Below are 20,226 nucleotides of genomic sequence, written 5' to 3' on the forward strand. Positions count from 1 at the left end.
ACGGACACCTTGTCTTTTTATTTCGATTGATCGTCCATTTTGAGAACGGCCATAAATGCTTCTTGAGGCACTTCAACCGATCCCACTTGCTTCATACGCTTTTTCCCTTCTTTTTGCTTTTCGAGAAGCTTCCGTTTCCGGGAAATGTCACCGCCATAACATTTGGCGAGGACGTTTTTACGCATAGCTTTAATCGTCGAACGAGCGACAATTTTATTTCCAATGGCTGCTTGAATAGGCACTTCAAATTGCTGACGCGGAATGAGTTCCTTTAATTTTTCAACGATGATTTTTCCTCGTTCATATGCAAAATCACGGTGCACGATAAAACTGAGTGCATCGACTGTTTCCGTATTCAGTAAAATATCCATTTTTACAAGTTTCGACTCTTTATAGCCAATTAACTCATAATCAAATGATGCATAGCCTTTCGTGCCTGATTTCAGCTGATCAAAGAAATCATAAACAATTTCAGACAGCGGCATTTCATAAACAACGCTAACGCGGTTCGTATCAAGGTACTGCATATCGATAAAAATACCACGTTTACCTTGCGCCAGTTCCATCACGGTACCAACAAAATCATTAGGGACTATGATAGATGATTTAACATATGGTTCTTCCACGTGAGCGATTTTTTGCGGATCCGGCATGTCAGATGGGTTATCAATGCGAAGTTCTTCTCCATCTGTCATCGTCACCTGATAAATAACGCTCGGTGCTGTTGTGATCAAATCAATTTTAAATTCACGTTCAATCCGCTCTTGAATAATTTCCATATGAAGTAAACCGAGAAATCCACAGCGGAAGCCAAAGCCAAGCGCCTGTGATGTTTCCGGTTCATACTGAAGGGCTGAATCGTTTAATTCAAGCTTTTCAAGTGCGTCACGTAAATCATTGTATTTAGAAGCATCAATCGGATAAAGACCACAGTATACCATTGGATTTAATTTCCGGTAGCCTGCCAGTGCTTCAGTTGCCCCATTTTTTGCCGATGTGATCGTATCACCAACCTGCGTATCACCGACATTTTTAATCGCGGCAGCTAAATATCCAACATCTCCGACTGTCAGTTCATCACGAGGCGTCGTTTTCGGTGTGAATACACCGATTTCTGTGACGTCAAACTCCTTGCCTGTCGCCATCATTTTAATTTTATCACCGACTTTAATTGTTCCATTGACCACGCGAATATAAGCAATAACACCGCGGTATGGATCGTACAGCGAGTCGAAAATAAGCGCTGTAAGCGGCGCTCTCGGATCGCCTGTTGGTGCCGGTACTTTTTCAACAACCTGCTCTAAAATTTCTTCAATACCTATACCCGCTTTCGCAGATGCGAGCACTGCATCCGATGCATCTAGTCCAATCACATCTTCCACTTCCTGGCGCACGCGCTCGGGCTCTGCTGCTGGCAAATCAATTTTATTAATGACCGTCATAATTTCCAAGTTATTGTCAAGAGCAAGATACACATTCGCAAGTGTTTGCGCTTCAATGCCCTGTGCAGCATCAACGACGAGAATCGCTCCTTCACATGCTGCCAGACTGCGTGATACTTCGTATGTGAAGTCGACGTGTCCTGGCGTATCAATAAGATGGAAAATGTATTCAATTCCGTCTTTTGCTGTATAAGTAAGCTCGACAGCATTTAATTTAATTGTAATGCCTCGTTCCCGTTCAAGATCCATTGAATCAAGGAGCTGGCTTTTCATTTCACGCGCAGTGAGCGCATTTGTTTTTTCTAAAATACGGTCTGCGAGCGTCGACTTTCCATGATCAATATGGGCAATAATCGAGAAATTGCGGATTCGCTCCTGCCGTTCTAATCTTCCGTTATCATTCATTGTTATAGTTCACTCCTGTTATCGGCACATGTATACTAATGTGATTATATCAGCGCACTATACAATTGACAACGAACATTGAACGTGACATTTATTCATTTTGTTCCGATTTTACAAATCGGGATAAAATATCCGCAAATGCCGCCGCACTTCGTTCCAATTCTTCCCGCGTATTTTCCACGCCACCCATTTCAATCAACATCGCTCTTTTGGATAAATCTTGATTAAATTTCCCATTCGTTTGGCTTCCCGATTTCACAATGACACCGCGCGACAGTCCAGGATAATATTTTTCAAATAATTCATGAAGCGCTGATGCGAAACGGGCATTCTCTTCATATCCTGGGTGTTCACCGCCGACGATAAACACCGTTTTCGCCATTGCCTGTCCGTTAATTGTAGCCGTTGTCACGTCTTTCAGCTGCGAGTCACGGTGAATATCAATCAAATAGTCAAGTGACGGCAGCTGTTTTTGTGCAGAAGCGACAACCGTTCTCGATTCTTCATATGAGGCGCTGTATTTCTTTCCTTTTTTATTTAAAAGCGCGCCGATATCCGTTTTATTGACCGAAACACCGATTTTTCTCTCTTCTATTTTTTTCGCAATCATTTCCCCCACTTCAACAATATGCATGGGAGCTTGTCCATTTGCAGGCCTAAAGTCTTCAGACGTATGCGTAAAATATAGAAGTATTTTTTTCTCATATGCAGCTGGCGCCTGTCCCGGACCTTCTTTCACCGGTGGCTGCGAAATTGATTTCGGATCTGGCTCCGCCGATTCTATCGGCATATTCGTGTAGTTTGTCCCTTCACCGGCAATTAAAATATGCCCATCATAAATCGAAAATCCTGGCAGTTCTTTTCCAAGAAACGTCCGTGGATCACGCAAGCTAATGCTCGATGCCGCATGAAAAGCCGCATCCACCCATTGAATCGTATCCACCTGCTCCATCTTTGATGTTTTAAATGATTTGTTTTCAAATGTAAGCAGCCGGTAAAAAGACGAGACCGGAAGTTCCGCCGCCGCCCTGCTCATCGATTCGGAAGAAATATGATACGAAAAAGGCATTACAGTAAACAAACCCGCTGTCCAAAAAGGCATCACAATAAGCGCCGCACATGCTGGGGCGATCCAGATCGCTGCGTTTGATTTTTTTTGCAGAAGGATACGTGCCAACCCCTTTTCACGTCTTGTCCTATATACATATGCAGAAAAGAAAAAAGCAGACCGAATTTCAGCCTGCAAAAAAAGAACGCGTTTCTTCTGGTGGCCTGTCATGGAGCGCTTCGTTCAATGCGCTTGCAATAACAGCCGCCGCTCCATGAATAAATAGATCGGCTTCTTTTGGTGTGACAATCATGTTTAACCCTGCTGGTGTGAGAACATCACTGATTAGCTGTCGCTTTTCATCTTCATCAAGCAATCCAATATTCCCTAAAAAAGCCTGCTTCCAGTTTTCATCATCATGTCCACTTTTCTCTTCAAGATGCTTCATAACAAGTTCAACTGCGTCACGTGTGACTGTCGCAGCGTCAATAACAGTTGGAATCCCAATCGCAATAACAGGAATACCTGCTGTTTGGCGGCTAATTTCTTTTCGTCTATTGCCAATGCCAGCACCTGGCTGAATACCCGAATCTGTCATTTGTATTGTCGCATTTAAGCGTTCAATCGAACGGGACGCCAGCGCATCGACGACAATTAAAAAGTCAGGTTTTTCACGTTCTATTAGTCCAAGCAAAATATCACCTGTTTCGATGCCGGTCATGCCCATTACACCAGGGGAAATCGTACTGACCGGGCGGTATCCTTCCTGCACATGTTCCGGGTGCAGTTTAAATAAGTGATTTGTCACAATAAGCCGATCAGTGACGCGTGGCCCTAGTGAATCCGGTGTGACGTGATCATTTCCAAGACCCGCAATTAAACACGATGCATCCCGGCTCAGCCCCGCAGATTCAATAAACACTTTGATTTCCTCAGCCAATACACGGCTAATAGCGGCATGACGTGATGAATCAGAACCGCGTAAGTCCTCCGATTCGACGGTTATATAAAGCCCCGGCCGTTTCCCTGTGATTCTCTCTCCTTCTTCATTGATCGTTACGGTTGTCACAAGCGTATTTTCCCGCTGTTCTTCTTTTGACATAATTCCATCTAATTTGCTGCCATGCTTTTCCTCAGCTATAAGTGCTGATTCCAACGCCAGATCCGTTCTTATTGACCATTCTTCCATACTGCGCACCTCTCTTTTTTTAAATCAGTATGGCCATGAGTGTAATAGTTTATTCCTTTACACATGATTCCTATTGCAATTCTCTCATTCCTTTGTTAAAATATCTCTTGTTGTTTACTTCAATAAATGAATGATAATCGGGTACGAATAAAACTTCGATCCACTTTAGGAGGTGACAGGAATGCCAAATATTAAATCTGCCATCAAACGCACAAAAACGGCTCAAACTCGTACAGCTCGCAACGCACATGCTAAATCTACAATGCGCAGTGCAGTGAAAAAGTTCGAAACAGCCGTTGCTAATAACGATGATAACGTAAAAGAACTGCTTGTAGAAGCAGTCAGCAAAGTTGATAAAGCAGCTGCAAAAGGTCTTATCCACAAAAATGCTGCGAACCGCCAAAAAAGCCGTCTTATGAAGAAATTGGCTAACTAATAAAAAAGGTGTCCGTCATGGACACTTTTTTTATTTTGCTTTCATCATTGTCTGCAGTCGGAAGAAAAACATTTCAATAATCATTTTCTTCTCCATTCCACTGCTTTTCATATCATAATCACTTTCAGCGAGTAACTGTATAATGGATGCAAGCTGCGTTTCAGAAAAAGAATGGCTTTGTCCAGATGCAATTTTCACTCGAAATGGATGTACTTTCAAATGACCAGCAATTTGCTGCTGTCCATACCCTCTTTTTGATAATTCTTTTACCTGGTAAATGAGCCGGAACTGACCAGCAATTACCGCTAAAATTTTCAACGGCTCTTCATTTAAACGAATCAAATCATAATAAATACGAAATGCCTCCTGCAGTTTGCCCGATACAATCTGATCCACAAGGCGAAAAATATCACTTTCAAGTGTTCGTGCTGTTAACTTCGTGACGGCTTCTTCTGTAATTTCTCCTTCATCACCTGCATACAGCGCTAGTTTCGAAATCTCCGTTGCCAATACGGACAAATGAAATCCTGCAATGTTTAATAGCTGATTGATGGCAGCCTCATTTATAATGGCTCCTTCTTCAGCAGCTTTGCTTTTAATCCAGCCTGACAATTCCCGTTCTGCCGGCCGCTTTGCTTCTAACACACCTGCCTGTTTTTTTATTAATTTCGTTATTTTTTTTCGCTCATCCAGTTTTTCAAAACGAGCCTGAAAGACGAGAATCGTAAACGGAGACGGATCATTTAAATAGTGCTCCAGTTTTTTTAAATCATGTTCAATTTTGGATTTTTCAGCAGTGAAAAAAATCGGATTTTGAACAAATACAACTTTTCGTTCTCCTAAAAATGGCAGCGTTTCCGCTTCTTCAATGGCCAGATCAATAGGAACTTCTGTCATATCAAATGAGATGGCATTCAAATCTGCATCATCGCTGTCCAACGCATTTTTAATTAATAGCTTTCGTGCTTCTTCAATAAAATATTGCTCCGGTCCATACCATAAATACAATGAACGAAACCGGCTGCTTTTCAATTCCTTTAATACATCCATTCACTCGTCTCCATTCATTTATCCCGCATTAACGGGCAAATCCCCACTAAGTCTTCTTTCACTTTATCTTTCTTTATTTTAGAAAAACAAAACCTATTTCGCAAGGTGCAGGACAAATGTGTACATTTTTTGTCTACACTTGCTGAAATACATAACAGAGTCTGGATTTTTCTTAGTTATTTGTCTATACTTATATTGAAATAGGAGGGGTAATTGTGAACGAATTCGAAAAAAATGTACAATCTACACGCAACGACGCAGTTGACTCCGGAGTAGGCTTTGCTGTCTCATTCGTCTTCTTCTCTGCAATGTTTGTCCTTGCCGCTGTTATTCAGCTTATTAGCTGATTATCGCACGGAAAATCCGCCTACATTCAGGCGGATTTTTTATTATGGCGCAAGTGCACTTGAAATCGTTCCCCTGCCCCCTTTAAATATATACGAAATGCCGCCATGCAGATCCGTTCTAAACACCTTCACACCAGCATTCGACAAATTTTCAAGCACTTCTTTATGCGGATGTCCATATCGATTATCTACTCCAGCAGAAATAACAGCATATTCGGGCCGGATTGCTTCCACAAAACGAGCAGATGTCGATGAGCGGCTCCCGTGATGGCCGACTTTCAACCAATCGACATCGACATCATATTTTTTCAGAAATTCTTTTTCACCTGCTTCTTCATAATCACCCGTGAACAGCCACTTTTTTCCGCCGATTTCCGCATACAATACAAGTGAATCGTTATTCCCTTCATATTCTCGGTCATCAGGTGATAAAAACTGAAAGACCGCATCTCCTTTCGTCCACCTTTCTCCTTCCAGCCCTTCACGCACATTCATCTTTCCATTCGAAATCGTCACCAATATCGATTCCATGACATCCACGCTGCCTGAACCAGGTGAAATAATGATCTCATCTGCAGGTATCGCTGATAACACTTCAGCTGCTGCACCCGCATGATCGAAATCTGCATGCGTTAAAATAAGTTTGTCCAGTCGGGTTACCCCTTTTCGTTTTAAAAAAGGCACAACGGTATCTTTTCCAACAGAAAACCCATGTGTTCGCTCTGTCCACTGTTCTTTTTCAAAAGGCAAACGCCCGCCCGTATCAATTAAATAGGTGCCTTTTCCATACGGCAGCTTAATAAAGATACTGTCCCCCTGTCCGACATCAATAAAGGTCACTTCTCCTTCAGAAGAAAATCGGCTCATTCCGATCACCATACTAAGGAGCAGGCCACAAATCAACAAGCTGTACCGGACCATATTCATCTTTTCCCACAATAAAAATGATGCAATAACTACAATAGCAGTATACATGGTCCATTGTACATCCGGCTGTCCGGTGACGAGAACCGCAAACGGAAGATCCGCCATTTCCGCGGCCAAGCTATCCATCATTTTCAGCAACACATTTAAAGGATCCGTTATCATCCGCATAGTCATTAGAAAAGAAAGAGCAAATGCAACAAAAAGTGCCGGCAACATCACAAACGAATAAAACGGTACAAATAATAAGTTGGCCGCTGGTGCAATAATCGAAAGCTCAGAAAAGTGGTAAATTAAAAAAGGAAGGGCAGCCATTTGTGACAAAATCGAGACGGCCACTGACAGTTCAACTGCATTCCGGCACCGTTTTAAAATGGCACCTGTGCATAAAACGAGCGCCCATGTAACCGTATAGGATAGTTGAAACCCCACTTGAAACACTTGATAAGGATCCAGCGCTATCATAGCGATAAACACCCCTCCAAGCGCTGATGCCGGCTTCAGACGTACATGTGAAGATGTCGCAGCTAAAATCGCTCCCGTCATAAAGCAGGCGCGAACGACAGGCGGCGAGGCTCCGGTTAAAAGCGCATAAAGCGGCAATGCCATCAAAATGATCATCCTCGCCCGCTCACGTGTAATACCCATGCGAATAAGCCCGTAAAATAGCATTCCTGACAGTAACGTAACATGCAAGCCCGAAATCGATAAAATATGAACGATGCCAAGCCGTTCGTAATCTTCATTGGCATCTTCGCTACTCGACAAGCGGTCGCCGAATAAAAGCGCAGCAGCGGTCGCGTTAAGTGGTTCTGGAAACTGATTATGAATTCGTTCAAGTGCGGCAGTGCGCCATCTAGCCGGCGCATAACGTATGGAATCATTCATGATACATTGATCCGTGGAGATCGAATCCGGAGTTAAAATAAAATAGGTATGGTTAGTGGATAAATAGGCCCGGTAATTAAACTCACCGGCATTCCGTGCTTCATTTGGCTTTTTAGCTTCTGCCTTCATACGGCATGTCAAACCGGGAGATAGGACAGCCGCAATATGCTGTTTATCTTCTTCCGATTCAATTCGATAGGAAAGACGGAATGGCTCACCGGTCTGTACATCTTTCACGCCAGCATTTAACCGGTCGCCGTCAATCCGTACATCATCCGTAAAAACAACAGTCCATTCCGCTTCTTCACCGGTAAATTGTGATATGTGACGCGCTTCATGAAGCAGAGAGGTTCCATACAAAAGAAGCAGCCCGGCCGTCATAAAAAGACGATCGCGGCGATCCGCTCCGATCCAAAGTGTAACGGATAGTATAAAGAAAAAAAAGATAATGAAGCCCGGTGCATGAAGCGCGTATAAAACCGAACAAAGCGCTGCCACACCGATCCGAAGAAACGTCATTCACATCATCCTTTCAATTCATCGAAGGTACGTGTAAAACGTCAATATCTTTTAAAAAATGACTGTTCCATTTGTTTGGATACGCATTCCGGTACACAATTCGCTCAATACCAGCCTGCGCAAGTGTTTTCGCGCAATTCTCACAAGGTTCATGAGTAACATAAGCTGAAGCCCCTTTTAACTTGTCACGCTCCGCATGCAGCACCGCATTTAATTCGGCGTGCAGGCAGCGGATACACCGTCCTTGCTCAGACAATAAGCATCCTGCTTCATCGCAGTGTTCATGCCCGTGAATCGAGCCGTTATATCCGGTCGATATGATATGTTTATCTTTGACAATGACGCATCCGACATTTAACCGGTTGCACGTAGAACGTGTGGCAACGGCCTCTGCAATCGTTAAAAAATATTCATCCCAGCTTTTTCTTTCCATAAAAACCCTCTTTTCTGTCTTTTCCGATCTTGACCGGTTTCTGCTTTTAGTTTAGCGACAAATCCGGAGTTCCGTCAAATTCATGTTTGCTTATTGCACCGTAATAAGCGGCTCTAGCTTTTCAAATGTTTTGTCTCCAATTCCCGACACGTTTTTCAATTCTTCCGCGGCCGCAAACGGACCTTCCGTTTCCCTGTAATCGATTATGGCTTGTGCTTTCGCTTCCCCTACACCCGGAAGTTTTTGTAAACCGGATGAATCTGCCTCATTAATATTAATGAGAGTACCTTCTGCTGACTCACTACTTTTTGCGGATGCTGCGCCGTTTCCTCCCGGGGTAGATGAAGCGATGACTGGCGGCACACCTTCCCCTTTTGTCGGTACATAAATGACCATCTCGTCCTGCACTTTTTGTGCTAAATTTACCGCTGCAGCATCCGCTGTTTCCGTCAACCCACCTGCTTTATTAATCGCGTCATTCACCCTTTGATCACTCGTCATCATATAAATGCCAGGCATTGTGACTGCTCCTTTTACATCAATCGCTACTTCAACCGGTACCGCTTCTTCAGTTGATATTTCTTCTGGCACCACTTCTACAGGTGCTTCTTCAACTAGCGCAGGCTCAGGAGGTACCGTTTCTTCTTCCATTAAACCGTACAGCCAAAACATAAAAACAGCTAGACCCCCTGCTGCTGGAATTTTGTACTTGTGAATAAGCTGCTTCATTTCCTTGTTTGATCCTCCTTTTCAACTGGAATAAATCATTTTTTTCGTACGTATAGTTAAAAGATGAACTAGGAAGGAGATTACGTCATGAACATCGGCATTATCGGAACAGGGAGTATCGGTACAGTACTGACTGAATCATTCATTACGTCCCATACCATTCCACCTGAATCTCTTTACGTGTACAATCGTTCAATTGAAAAAGCATACCGACTACAAAAATCTTTTCCAGGTATTCACGTTTGCCAAAACGTAAAACAAGTAGCTGAACAGACACAGCTGTTATTCATTTCAGTTCGCCAGCCGGATTTAAAGCCTCTTCTTGAATCCATTGCTCCATATGTCACAGCAGATCACTGCCTCATTTCTACTGCAAGTGCGGTCTCAACAGCACAGATGGAATCCGTTCTTCCTTGCGCGTGTGCACGTGTCATTCCTGCTGTCACGAACACCGTTTCAGCCGGTGGCATCCTTTATTCATTTGGCGACTCGTGTGGAATAGACTGGCAGAAAAAAATCATCCGTTTATTAAATAATTTAGCTGGTGCTTCATTTGAAACGAACGATGAGATGATCCGAGCGGCATCTGATTTAACGGGTTGCGGGCCTGCTTTTTTTTCTAAAATGGCAAACATGTACGCAAAAGAGGCAATGAAATATGGGCTCACAGATGAAGAGGCAGAAAAAATGTCGGTGCATATGATGATTGGTCTTGGAGAGTTGTTAAAAAAGAAAAATTGGTCATTGGAGATGCTGACAGAGCGGACTGCCGCTAAAGGCGGTGTGACAGGGCGCGGAATTGTGGTCATCGAAGAATTTGCGGGCGACCTGTTTTCATCGCTATGCAAAATGACGCAGCAAAAAGCCGCTGAAGACAGAAAAGAGGCATCTGCCACTTTTGGCATTGATACATCAATTCGACAAGATTAATTCATGTCCTTCTTCTTTACAAATTCTTTACAAAGCAAAAAAAGAGCGGCTGTTTAGCTGCTCTTTTTCGCTTTGAAGAAAATTCTTTCTGATTTATTTGTTGGTGCATCATTTGTAAAATCAGCGGTGACTGCTTCGATCGTAAAACCCGCTTCATTCAGCCACTTTTTATACAAGTCAGGCGGGAATGTACGCTGCTGATGAAGCTCATCAAATCGCTCATATAAGCCGTTTTCTGTTTGTATGAAAAATGTTAATTCATGTTCAACACTATTTGATGCTTCTCCGGGAAAAGCATTCCATATAAACGAAATATCTTCCGCCGCATCCGCAAATGTCTGTGATTGAAATACGTGATTGATTTTATGTGTAGAATGCACATCAAATAAAAACAATCCGCCCTTTTCAAGATGATTATGCACGGATTGAAACGTTTTTTTCACATCATCTTCTGTCTCTAAATAATTAAGCGAATCGCAAAAAATAACCGCCGTTTGAAATAGGCCGATACCGTCAAGTTCTCTCATATCTTGTTGATATAGTGGAATAGACAGCTTTTGTTCATCTGCTTTTTCACGGGCGATCGCTAACATATCGTCAGATAAATCAATACCTGTCACATCAAAGCCTGCTTGCACAAAACGGACAGACAGTTCCCCTGTCCCGCAGCCAATATCAAGCAGGCGTCCTGCCTGTGCTTCTGAACATAGCATTGCTGTCCACTCATCGTACGGTGCGTCCTTCATAAGCGAATCATAGACAGACGCAAACCGATTGTAACTCATGACGTTAAAACATCAATGTGCGGTGCATCGCCCCATAGACGTTCCAAATTGTAATACACGCGCTCATCACGGTGAAAAACATGCACGACGACATCGCCAATATCAATTAATATCCAGCGTGCTTCGTCAAACCCTTCCATACGTTTAATGTCTACGCCAAATTCTTCTGCTTTTTCTTTTACTTCACGGGCAATGGCCTGCACTTGCTTGTCGGAATTACCATGGCAAATAACGAAGTAATCAGCAACTGGCGAGATTCCCTCCATATCCAGTGCGGTAATGTTTTCCGCCCGCTTATCATCTGCTGCTTTTGTCACTGCATGTAAAATCATTTGTTGTTCTGTCAATTAAACATCGTCTCCATTCTGAATAAGGTCATTGTACGTATCCATTGTCACCGGGAATACCGGTTGTTGTTTGCTTATTAAAAAAAAGATTGAATTTTTCACAGCGGCAAGGACTGCCTTATCTAAATGAAGAGCAGCCAAAGCACGAACATCATCTACTCCCGGAAAGCGGCGGCCCGGTTCAATGTAATCAGCAAGATAAACGATTTTCTCTAATTGCGTCATACCCGGGCGTCCAGTCGTATGCCAGCGAATTGCTGATAATACCTCTTCGTCCATGATACCCACTTCTTTTTGAACAAGAAATGCTCCCACCGGTGCATGCCACAATTCATGATGAAAGCGCAGCAGTCGTTCATCCATCTTTTCCTCGATTAATAACTGCTTCATTTCTTCTTTCGGACGGAATTTCGCGTAATCATGAAAAATAGCCGCTAGTTCCGCTTTTTTCATGTCTGCTTCATACGTTTGAGCAAGCTGGATCGCTGTTTCCATTACACCGAGTGTGTGTTCATACCTTTTATCTGTCAACTGTGCTTTGACAAGTTCAAGCGCTTTACTCTGCTCCATAAAGACCATTCTCCTCTATATAGCGAATGACATCATCTGGTAGTAAATACAAAAGCGAGTCTCCATTTGCTGCTCTTTTACGCAGAATAGTGGATGACAGATGAATTTCTGGCGTCTCAATAAGAGTAACCCTGTATGAGGTCTCTGTCGAATAGCCTGGACGCTTCACACCGACAAAATTGATCATTTGGACTAATTCATCAATCTCTTGCCAATTCGGCAAATATTCGATCATGTCTGCGCCAATAATAAAATAAAATGACGCATCCGGTTCTTTCATCATTAATTCCCTCATCGTATCAATTGTATACGAAACACCGGCACGGTTTATTTCAACTGTTTCCAACCGAAAAAGCTTATTTCCTTTTATCGCCAGTTCTGTCATCCGGAGCCTTGCTTCATCGCTTACATGACCGTCTAACTTTTTATGTGGCGGTACCGAGTTCGGCATAAACCGCACTTCATCAAGATCTAACGCATGCAGCACTTCGTTTGCTATCACTAAATGTCCGATATGAGGCGGATTAAATGTTCCGCCCATTATCCCGACTTTTCTCATCGCGGTAAGACGATTTTTTTGTTTTCTTTTGATTCTTTATACAGGACGACCGTATGGCCAATTAATTGAACGAGCTCTGCTTTTGCGCCCTTTGCAAGTGCTTTTGCAACGTCATGTTTATCGTCTTCATTGTTTTGTAAAATGCTAATTTTAATTAGTTCGCGTACTTCAAGTGCTTCCGCAATTTGCGCCGTCATGTTATCATTCACGCCGCCTTTGCCTACTTGAAAAATAGGTGTAATATGATGCGCTTCTGCACGCAAAAATCGTTTTTGTTTTCCTGTTAACATGTTTATCCTCCAAGTCTTTCTTGCACTATTTTCATCATCCGTTTCGGATCTGCAAATGTGCCTGTCCATTTTTCAAACGCAAGCGCTCCTTGGTATGCAAACATTTTCATACCATTTTGCACACGCGCACCATGCTCTCTAGCCTCTTTCATAATCAATGTTTCGGCAGGATTATAAATAATGTCTGATAAAAAAGCATCCGAGCGAATGTTCGTTAATTGAATCGGTGACGCGTTTACTTTCGGAGACATGCCAATAGACGTTGTTTGAATAATTATATCGTAATTAGCTAAGTTCTTTTCTGCTTCTTCCATTGTAAAAGCAGCTGTTTCAACCAAGTATGGACAGCGTTCTTTTAGCTGAAGCGCATTATCAAGCGTACGATTCGCAATATCAACTTGTTTAGCACCCTGCTGTCCGAGTGTGTAATAAATAGCTCGCGCTGCGCCGCCTGCACCAATAATTAAAATGCGTTTATCCAAAACAGACTGGCCATACTCTTCATGCAAACCACGAATAAACCCTTCACCGTCTGTATTATAGCCAATAAAGCGTCCTTCTATATTCACGACTGTATTGACGGCACCAATCGCAGCGGCCAGCGGATCTACTTCGTCCAGAAGGGGTATAATTGCTGTTTTGTGCGGCACGGTTACGTTAAATCCCGCAACACCGAGCACCTTCATGCCTTTGACGGCTGTTGGCAAATTTTCTCTCATAATGTGAAATGGCTGATAATGAGCATCCATTCCAAGTGATGTAAAGGCATCATTTTGCATCACCGGCGACATTGAATGCCCAATTGGATCCCCGATTATTCCATACAATTTTTCCATCTGACTTTCTCCACCTTTAAATTAAGGACTTGCGAAGTGTAACCGCCGCTCCTTTTGGCACGTACGCAGCCACTTTTGATCCTGATTCATTCACTGTAATCCAACCGAGACCGGAGAATACAATATCGGTTTTTGCTTCTTTAATTGTCCATTCCTGCCGCACAAATTCAAGTGCTTCTCCACCTTTTCCAGCCGGTTTTAACAGCTCACCTGCATGGTTCTCATACAACTCATCAGCTTTATCTATTTTTGTCCGATGTATGTCAATGTCATTAGACAAATGGCAGATAAATGAACGTCTTCCGCCGCTTACATAGTCAAACCGGGCAAGACCGCCGAAAAACAGCGTCTGCCCTTCATTTAATTGAAAGACTTTCGGCTTAATTTCTTTTTTCGGCAAAAGCACTTTCAACTCTTCTTTGTCAACGAAATGTGCCATTTGATGATGGTTAATGATACCTGGTGTATCAACAAGTACATGGCCATCCGAAAGCGGGATTTCAATCATATCAAGCGTCGTACCCGGAAAATGAGACGTTGTAATAATATCGCCTTCGCCAGTAATCTCTTTAATAATACGGTTAATAAACGTTGATTTTCCAACATTTGTACAACCGACAACGTATACATCTTTTCCGTTCCGGTAATGCTCAATGGCATCCGCTGCATCGCGAACTGCTTTTCCTTGCGACGCACTAATTAGAAGTACATCTACTGGTTTTAAACCGAGTTGACTCGCTTCATAGCGCATCCAATGAATCAGTTTTTCCCGTTTCACAGATTTCGGCAGTAAATCAGATTTATTCCCGATTAAAAGCACCGGATTTTTCCCAGCGAAACGATGCAGACCTGGCAGCCAGCTTCCGTTAAAGTCAAAAATATCAACAATTTTCACGATTAGTGATTCTGTATCGCCAACCGTATTTAAAATCTTTAAAAAGTCATCGTCTGTAAGAGCGACATCTTGCACTTCATTGTAATGTTTCAGTCTGAAGCAACGTTTGCAGACGACAATTTCTTTTTCAAGTGCTGATGCAGGTGCATAACCAAGATCATCCGGATTTGTCGTTTGAATGGTAACACCACATCCATCACACGTTATTTGTTCATTGCTCACTGTCTTTCCTCCCATTGAATCATTCCTTTACGCCGAAAAAAGTTCATTAACTGACGTTCGATTTTCCGGTTAATTCGTGTCCAGAAACCGTCCGTTGCCGCAATAGGAATAACCAAAATTGTGTGAATCCCGCTCCGATTGCCACCGAACACATCGGTTAGCAGTTGGTCACCGATCATAACCGCTTCACTTTTTTGTACATTCAACAACTCGATTGCTTTTCTGAATGCACGCCCCATCGGTTTTCGCGCTTCAAAAATATAGGGCAAATCGAGCGGCGTTGAAAACGAGCTGACCCGGTTTCGATTATTATTGGAAACGATGAGCACTTTAATGCCTGCATCGCGCATTTTATTAAACCAGTCTAATAATTCCGGCGTTGCATCTGGACGATCCCATGCTACAAGCGTGTTATCTAGATCCGTAATAATCGCTTTAATCCCTTGTTGCACCAGATGTTCCGGTTTTATTTCCAGAATACTATTCACTTGCTCATTTGGCAAAAATAATTTTAGCACAATTTACACCTCTAATTTCAGTCTTACCATCCTATCATAGCTGATTTTTTCATATGTGACAAAACAATAATAAGTCCAAAAATGTTTCGACAATTTTCTTATTCCCGTTCTGTGGATAACGTTATGCACAAATCAACAGCTTATATATATAGGCTTTTTCCACTTATTATACAGCTTGCCATTACTTATCCACGCCTACCTGTGGAAAAAAGAACGATTGTTCTATAATTGTTTTTTTGGTACACTAGAACAAAGCTTCACTATTACTTTTTTGGAGATGAGTATCTATGCGTACACTGTCCGATCATTTACTTCTTTTTTCCTACAAAAAAGCGACAGAGCTTAAATTGAATGACGAATTCATTGCTTTAATGGAACAAGAAATGAAACGCCGCGTTGTTCATCAACAAGAAAAACAACCTAAAAAGTAATATAACCTGATCTCCCGCATACGATAATCGATAAAGGGGGGATCTTCATGATTGAACTAGCCGCCGCTCTCTCTTTTTTATTGAAAGAAGCGGTTTTTTTCGTTTCGTACGTGAAACATAATGCTTTTCCACATCCACTTTCTGCCGAAGACGAAAAGAAATATCTGGCGCTACATGAGCAGGGAGACCGCCATGCCCGGACAAAGCTGATTGAGCATAACTTGCGACTCGTAGCTCACATTGTCAAAAAATTCGAAAAGACAAATGAAGACACAGAAGATTTGATTTCTATCGGCACGATCGGGCTAATTAAAGGCATTGAAAGCTACTCTGGCAAAAAAGGAACGAAACTGGCGACTTACGCAGCACGATGTATTGAAAATGAAATTCTCATGTATTTTCGCACATTAAAGAAAACGAAAAAGGACATCTCTTTATACGACCCAGTTGGACGCGATAAAGAAGGAAATGAAATCAGCTTGCTCGATCTATTAAAAACAGAAGATGAAGACATCGCTGCACGTCTGTCGCTTGAGATGGATATCGAACAGATGAAAAGCTGTCTTTCTGTTTTAGATGCGCGGGAAACAGCAGTCATCGCTGCACGTTACGGGATTGGCAGCGGCAATGATAAAACACAGCGGGAAATTGCCGCCGAGATGAATATTTCGCGCAGCTATGTGTCACGAATCGAAAAGCGGGCACTTGCCAAAATGATGCAGGAGTTCAAGAAACTTTCGACAAAACAAAAAAGAGGCCCCAAAGAAACTCTTTCGGAGCACCCTTCCACTCGTCTGCCATCAGTCGATTGATGCAGAAATCATAACACCTGTTACAGTCGCCAGCAACAATCCTAAAATCATCATAACCATTCTTGCAACACTCCTTTTCAAGTCCACTTCTATCATTTCTATTACTTTATCATAAAATGACTGTTTTGTTATCGTTTTCTTACTCTTTTCCGAGTTCTTCTGTCATTTTCATGACGAGATTCGCCGAATGAAGACCTGCTTTTGGCAAGAACTGTTCAAATGAAATATCCGACTCTTTTCCCGCAATATCAGAAAGCGCACGAATGATGACAAATGGAACATTAAATTGATGGGCCACTTGTGCGATCGCTGCTGCTTCCATTTCAACCGCCTGCAAATTCGTAAATTTTTCAGCAATAGCCTGTACACGCACCGGATCATTCATAAATGAATCTCCTGTCGCAATTAATCCTTTCACTGTTTTCACTTTTTGATCGACTTCTGCACAAGCAGCAGCGATTTGAACGAGACGCGCGTCTGCTATAAACGCCGCCGGCAGCTGTGGCACCTGGCCGTATTCATATCCAAATGCTGTCACATCAACATCATGATGACGCACTTCAGAAGAAATAACAATATCCCCAACCTGTAATTCTGGAGAGAGTCCACCTGCAGATCCCGTATTAATGATAACATTCGGTTGGAATTCGTGAATAAGTACAGATGTTGTCATCGCCGCATTTACTTTTCCAATTCCCGAACGAAGCAAGATGACATCAACACCACGTAACGTACCTGTTGTAAACTCGCTGCCTGCAATTGTCTTTACTTCTTTATTTTCCATCGCTTCACGTAAAATCAATACTTCTTCTTCCATAGCACCAATAATGGCTATTTTCATTATAAACCGCCCCCTCTTCTCTTTCTCCCGCAAAAAAACCCGCCGTCAAAGCGGGGTCCTTTATTAACGTCCTTTATCGTTTTGCTCTAGCTTCTGCACTTTGACCGGTTTCCATCCCTGTCCCTCTACCCATTCAATGTAAACTCGGTACGCATCATTTTGATCCGCTTTAGGCGAAACGGTACCGATCGCTCCTTTAGGTCCATTCCCGCTTATGTACCATACTGTCATGTCATCAGAAGCGATACCTGTTGCATAGGAGAGTGCCTTCACTTTTTCCTGCCAGTCTGTTGAGTCCATTTCAAATGAAGATGTATGAGTGCCTGATTGAGATGTACCAACACCTTCCCAATTCGGATCAACTATATCCTGTTCTACATTTGACTCCGAGCCTTCTGTTACAATAACTTTCTCAGTCTGTTCTTCTTCTTTAACGGGCTCTTCTTTAACAGGTTCTTTTGTTCCAACTGATTCTGGTTCCTCTTCTTTCTTTTCATCCTCATCTGTTACAGCAGCTGTCTGCTCTTGTGTCGTTTTTGTTTCTTCCGGAGCGGCCGGTTCTTCATTATTCCCACCCGCAAAAATCGTAAATCCGACAATAATGATAAGCAGCGCGACAACCGCAATAGCTGTATTTAAAATACGGTTTGTTTTTCTCCGCTTTGTTTTGCGTTCTGCACGCGACGTTTGTTCCATTTTTTTCTCCTCCTCGTTACGCCTCCATTTTAACACGTCTTCTTTACAGGATAAATGAATTTACATAAAAAAAACGCAAAAGGCTCAAGCCTTAAGCGCTTTTTCATTTAACCGATCGAAACAATTTTCACATTCATTTCGCCAGCTGGCGTTTGAACGATCACTTTATCGCCGACACGTCTGCCAATCAAGCTTTTCGCAATCGGTGAATCATTTGAAATTTTCCCTTCAAATGGATCCGCCTCTGCACTGCCAACAATTGTATAACTTTCCTCTTCTCCGTCCGGCAACTCAATGAATGTAACAGTCTTGCCAAGTGAAACCTCGTCGGAATTCACCGAATTTTCTTCAATAATTTTCGCGTTACGGATCATCGTTTCAATCGTACCAATCCGTCCTTCTACAAACGCCTGCTCTTCTTTTGCCGAATCATATTCGGAGTTTTCAGACAGGTCGCCGAAGCTGCGGGCAATTTTAATACGCTCGACTACTTCTTTACGCTTTACTGATTTTAAGTGTTCCAGTTCTTGTTCTAATTTTTCTTTACCTTCCAGTGTCATCATGTATACTTTTTCGTTCGACAACTTTTTCCACTCCTTTAATGTTCAAAAAAGGCATTGAAATATGAGCGCGCACCCTCTTAAAGAGAGCGCGCGTTTTCCAAATTATATGCCTGTTTCATAAAAACATACTATAAAATATCTTTTTGTTCAAGATTTGTTTGTATTTTTGCACGTAATAAACTAGAGATCAGCATCCGTATTTACGAACAACTTACTATTCATTATGGTGCACAAATGAATGTCACAGCCCTTTCCGCATCATATCATCTTTTGATACAGGATGATCCACTTTAAATTGAACGATTTGAAGTGGATGACGGGCAGCGTCGAGCTCATTGCCATCTTCATCGACAACAATTCCAACGACTTGTGTAAAGGCGTCCATGTCCGGACCAAAAAATTCTACTGTATCGCCCGGACGAAAAAAGTTACGTTGCTGCAACGTGACGATTTGTGTGTCTTTATCATAATCTACGACAAGACCAGTAAAGTCATGAGACGCTTTTTTACCATGAACACCAAACAACTGCTCATCTGCACCCGGTGTACCTTCAAAGAACGCTGGTGCTGCTGGACGATTTGCACACTTCTCAAGCTCTTCTAACCATTCAGGCTGAATGGTGAAGTTTTCCGGGTCCGCGCAATAAGCATCAATAACTTTCCTGTACACACTGACAACTGTTGCGATGTAATGAATCGATTTCATTCGTCCTTCAATTTTTAAGCTGTCAATGCCAAGTTCAACAAGCCCGGGGATCGACTGAAGCAATCGTAAATCTTTCGGGCTCATCGCAAATGGTGAATCACCGTCTATTGTCAAGGCCATTTCTTCGCCATCTTCCATCTCAACAAGATTGTAATCCCAACGGCATGACTGACAGCAGCCCCCGCGATTTGAATCGCGCGCTGTCATGTGATTGCTTAGCACACAACGCCCTGAATACGCGATGCACATAGCACCATGAACAAACGTTTCGATTTCAATATCGACTTTTTCTTTCATGAGACGCATTTCTTCCCCTGTCGTCTCACGTGCTAAAACAACACGGTCCAGCCCTTCTTCTTTCCAATATTGAACCGCTCGCCAGTTAGACAGCGACTGCTGTGTGCTTAAATGTACTTCCACATTTGGTGCAACGCGGCGACACGTTTCGATAATAAGTGGATCCGCAACGATAATGCCTGCTATACCTACTTCTCCGAGACCATGCAAATATTCTTCAAGACCGTCAATATTTTCATTGTGTGCAAAAATATTCGTTGTCACATATACTTTTGCTCCGTAACGTCGTGCAAATGCGACGCCTTCTTTCATATCGTCAAATGTAAAGTTACCTGCATTGGAACGGAGACTGTATTCCTGACCACCGATATACACCGCATCTGCTCCATAGCGGACAGCAATTTTCAATTTTTCAAGTGTTCCGGCCGGTGCGAGCAGTTCCGGTTTTTTCACAATGACTCGTTTACCATCGACAATCGTTGAAATGCTGCCGTTTTTGAGTGCTGCCATCATTGTTT

At 42.6% G+C, this 20,226-nt stretch carries 24 protein-coding genes; 5 read left to right on the forward strand and 19 right to left on the reverse strand.

Annotated elements, in window-relative coordinates; genetic code table 11:
* Positions 1 to 17 precede the first annotated feature (17 nt).
* From lepA to gpr, 3 genes are all read right to left on the reverse strand, one after another.
* Positions 18 to 1,847, reverse strand: a complete 1,830-nt coding sequence (gene lepA / locus A3M5_RS0111790; protein WP_018393983.1) for a translation elongation factor 4 — start codon at positions 1,845 to 1,847, stop codon at positions 18 to 20.
* A gap of 91 nt (positions 1,848 to 1,938) precedes the next feature.
* A complete protein-coding gene (gene spoIIP / locus A3M5_RS22920; protein ID WP_082193908.1) occupies positions 1,939 to 3,126 on the reverse strand; it encodes a stage II sporulation protein P in 1,188 nt (395 codons plus the stop codon).
* Positions 3,083 to 4,084 carry a GPR endopeptidase gene (gpr, locus tag A3M5_RS0111800; protein ID WP_018393985.1) on the reverse strand — a complete coding sequence of 334 codons (1,002 nt, stop codon included), beginning with the start codon at positions 4,082 to 4,084 and terminating at the stop codon, positions 3,083 to 3,085. The genes spoIIP and gpr overlap by 44 nt, the downstream gene beginning before the upstream one ends.
* A 181-nt stretch (positions 4,085 to 4,265) precedes the next feature.
* Here gpr and rpsT point away from each other — a divergent pair, with 181 nt between their 5' ends.
* The gene (gene rpsT / locus A3M5_RS0111805) at positions 4,266 to 4,520 is read left to right on the forward strand and encodes a 30S ribosomal protein S20 (RefSeq protein WP_018393986.1); all 255 of its coding nucleotides are present in this window, start codon (positions 4,266 to 4,268) and stop codon (positions 4,518 to 4,520) included.
* 30 nt (positions 4,521 to 4,550) lie between these two features.
* Here the strand turns inward: rpsT and holA are convergent, their stop codons facing one another.
* Complete coding sequence (gene holA, locus A3M5_RS0111810) at positions 4,551 to 5,570, reverse strand: DNA polymerase III subunit delta (protein ID WP_018393987.1); 1,020 nt, start codon at positions 5,568 to 5,570, stop codon at positions 4,551 to 4,553.
* 215 nt (positions 5,571 to 5,785) lie between these two features.
* Here holA and A3M5_RS24780 point away from each other — a divergent pair, with 215 nt between their 5' ends.
* Positions 5,786 to 5,917 (forward strand): YqzM family protein, encoded by a 132-nt coding sequence (locus tag A3M5_RS24780; protein ID WP_018393988.1) that lies wholly within the window; start codon positions 5,786 to 5,788, stop codon positions 5,915 to 5,917.
* Between the two features lie 42 nt (positions 5,918 to 5,959).
* Here the strand turns inward: A3M5_RS24780 and A3M5_RS22925 are convergent, their stop codons facing one another.
* The 3 genes from A3M5_RS22925 to A3M5_RS0111830 all read right to left on the reverse strand — a co-directional run bounded on the left by A3M5_RS22925 (position 5,960) and on the right by A3M5_RS0111830 (position 9,410).
* A complete protein-coding gene (locus tag A3M5_RS22925; RefSeq protein ID WP_018393989.1) occupies positions 5,960 to 8,248 on the reverse strand; it encodes a DNA internalization-related competence protein ComEC/Rec2 in 2,289 nt (762 codons plus the stop codon).
* A 13-nt stretch (positions 8,249 to 8,261) separates the two neighbouring features.
* A complete protein-coding gene (locus A3M5_RS0111825; protein WP_018393990.1) occupies positions 8,262 to 8,681 on the reverse strand; it encodes a deoxycytidylate deaminase in 420 nt (139 codons plus the stop codon).
* A 90-nt stretch (positions 8,682 to 8,771) separates the two neighbouring features.
* Positions 8,772 to 9,410 (reverse strand): helix-hairpin-helix domain-containing protein, encoded by a 639-nt coding sequence (locus tag A3M5_RS0111830; protein ID WP_018393991.1) that lies wholly within the window; start codon positions 9,408 to 9,410, stop codon positions 8,772 to 8,774.
* Positions 9,411 to 9,497: 87 nt separating this feature from the next.
* On the opposite strand from A3M5_RS0111830, the gene A3M5_RS0111835 reads away from it, so the two are divergent.
* Positions 9,498 to 10,340, forward strand: coding sequence for a pyrroline-5-carboxylate reductase dimerization domain-containing protein (locus tag A3M5_RS0111835; RefSeq protein ID WP_018393992.1), 843 nt, complete (start codon positions 9,498 to 9,500; stop codon positions 10,338 to 10,340).
* A 53-nt stretch (positions 10,341 to 10,393) separates the two neighbouring features.
* Here the strand turns inward: A3M5_RS0111835 and A3M5_RS0111840 are convergent, their stop codons facing one another.
* Genes A3M5_RS0111840 through A3M5_RS0111875 form a run of 8 tightly spaced genes read right to left on the reverse strand, consistent with a single transcriptional unit; the run spans position 10,394 to position 15,362 of the window.
* The gene (locus tag A3M5_RS0111840; RefSeq protein ID WP_018393993.1) at positions 10,394 to 11,125 is read right to left on the reverse strand and encodes a class I SAM-dependent DNA methyltransferase; all 732 of its coding nucleotides are present in this window, start codon (positions 11,123 to 11,125) and stop codon (positions 10,394 to 10,396) included.
* Positions 11,122 to 11,457 (reverse strand): ribosome silencing factor, encoded by a 336-nt coding sequence (gene rsfS, locus A3M5_RS0111845; RefSeq protein WP_026221699.1) that lies wholly within the window; start codon positions 11,455 to 11,457, stop codon positions 11,122 to 11,124. Before rsfS ends, A3M5_RS0111840 begins: the two co-directional genes overlap by 4 nt.
* Positions 11,458 to 11,472: 15 nt before the next feature.
* Entirely contained in the window at positions 11,473 to 12,042 is a 570-nt protein-coding gene (yqeK, locus tag A3M5_RS0111850; RefSeq protein WP_018393995.1) for a bis(5'-nucleosyl)-tetraphosphatase (symmetrical) YqeK, read from the reverse strand.
* Positions 12,029 to 12,583, reverse strand: a complete 555-nt coding sequence (locus tag A3M5_RS0111855; protein ID WP_018393996.1) for a nicotinate-nucleotide adenylyltransferase — start codon at positions 12,581 to 12,583, stop codon at positions 12,029 to 12,031. Before A3M5_RS0111855 ends, yqeK begins: the two co-directional genes overlap by 14 nt.
* A gap of 14 nt (positions 12,584 to 12,597) precedes the next feature.
* Positions 12,598 to 12,891 (reverse strand): ribosome assembly RNA-binding protein YhbY, encoded by a 294-nt coding sequence (gene yhbY / locus A3M5_RS0111860; protein ID WP_018393997.1) that lies wholly within the window; start codon positions 12,889 to 12,891, stop codon positions 12,598 to 12,600.
* A gap of 2 nt (positions 12,892 to 12,893) precedes the next feature.
* Positions 12,894 to 13,727 carry a shikimate dehydrogenase gene (aroE, locus tag A3M5_RS0111865; RefSeq protein ID WP_018393998.1) on the reverse strand — a complete coding sequence of 278 codons (834 nt, stop codon included), beginning with the start codon at positions 13,725 to 13,727 and terminating at the stop codon, positions 12,894 to 12,896.
* Between the two features lie 16 nt (positions 13,728 to 13,743).
* The gene (gene yqeH, locus A3M5_RS0111870; protein ID WP_018393999.1) at positions 13,744 to 14,844 is read right to left on the reverse strand and encodes a ribosome biogenesis GTPase YqeH; all 1,101 of its coding nucleotides are present in this window, start codon (positions 14,842 to 14,844) and stop codon (positions 13,744 to 13,746) included.
* Positions 14,841 to 15,362 carry a YqeG family HAD IIIA-type phosphatase gene (locus A3M5_RS0111875; protein WP_018394000.1) on the reverse strand — a complete coding sequence of 174 codons (522 nt, stop codon included), beginning with the start codon at positions 15,360 to 15,362 and terminating at the stop codon, positions 14,841 to 14,843. Before A3M5_RS0111875 ends, yqeH begins: the two co-directional genes overlap by 4 nt.
* Positions 15,363 to 15,649: 287 nt before the next feature.
* On the opposite strand from A3M5_RS0111875, the gene A3M5_RS22930 reads away from it, so the two are divergent.
* Positions 15,650 to 15,793 carry a sporulation histidine kinase inhibitor Sda gene (locus tag A3M5_RS22930; protein WP_018394001.1) on the forward strand — a complete coding sequence of 48 codons (144 nt, stop codon included), beginning with the start codon at positions 15,650 to 15,652 and terminating at the stop codon, positions 15,791 to 15,793.
* A 47-nt stretch (positions 15,794 to 15,840) separates the two neighbouring features.
* A complete protein-coding gene (sigK, locus tag A3M5_RS22935; RefSeq protein WP_018394002.1) occupies positions 15,841 to 16,605 on the forward strand; it encodes an RNA polymerase sporulation sigma factor SigK in 765 nt (254 codons plus the stop codon).
* A 139-nt stretch (positions 16,606 to 16,744) separates the two neighbouring features.
* On the opposite strand, the gene mtnN is transcribed toward sigK, so the two are convergent.
* From mtnN to A3M5_RS0111905, 4 genes are all read right to left on the reverse strand, one after another.
* Positions 16,745 to 17,446, reverse strand: coding sequence for a 5'-methylthioadenosine/S-adenosylhomocysteine nucleosidase (gene mtnN / locus A3M5_RS0111890; RefSeq protein ID WP_018394003.1), 702 nt, complete (start codon positions 17,444 to 17,446; stop codon positions 16,745 to 16,747).
* A 63-nt stretch (positions 17,447 to 17,509) separates the two neighbouring features.
* On the reverse strand, positions 17,510 to 18,142 hold the full coding sequence (locus tag A3M5_RS0111895; RefSeq protein WP_018394004.1) for a DUF1510 family protein: 633 nt from the start codon (positions 18,140 to 18,142) through the stop codon (positions 17,510 to 17,512).
* A 107-nt stretch (positions 18,143 to 18,249) separates the two neighbouring features.
* Positions 18,250 to 18,726 carry a transcription elongation factor GreA gene (gene greA, locus A3M5_RS0111900; RefSeq protein WP_018394005.1) on the reverse strand — a complete coding sequence of 159 codons (477 nt, stop codon included), beginning with the start codon at positions 18,724 to 18,726 and terminating at the stop codon, positions 18,250 to 18,252.
* A 220-nt stretch (positions 18,727 to 18,946) separates the two neighbouring features.
* Entirely contained in the window at positions 18,947 to 20,218 is a 1,272-nt protein-coding gene (locus tag A3M5_RS0111905; RefSeq protein ID WP_018394006.1) for a peptidase U32 family protein, read from the reverse strand.
* Positions 20,219 to 20,226: the final 8 nt, after the last annotated feature.

It is taken from the genome of Bacillus sp. 37MA (assembly GCF_000372765.1).
GTDB classification, from domain to species: domain Bacteria; phylum Bacillota; class Bacilli; order Bacillales; family Domibacillaceae; genus Domibacillus; species Domibacillus aminovorans.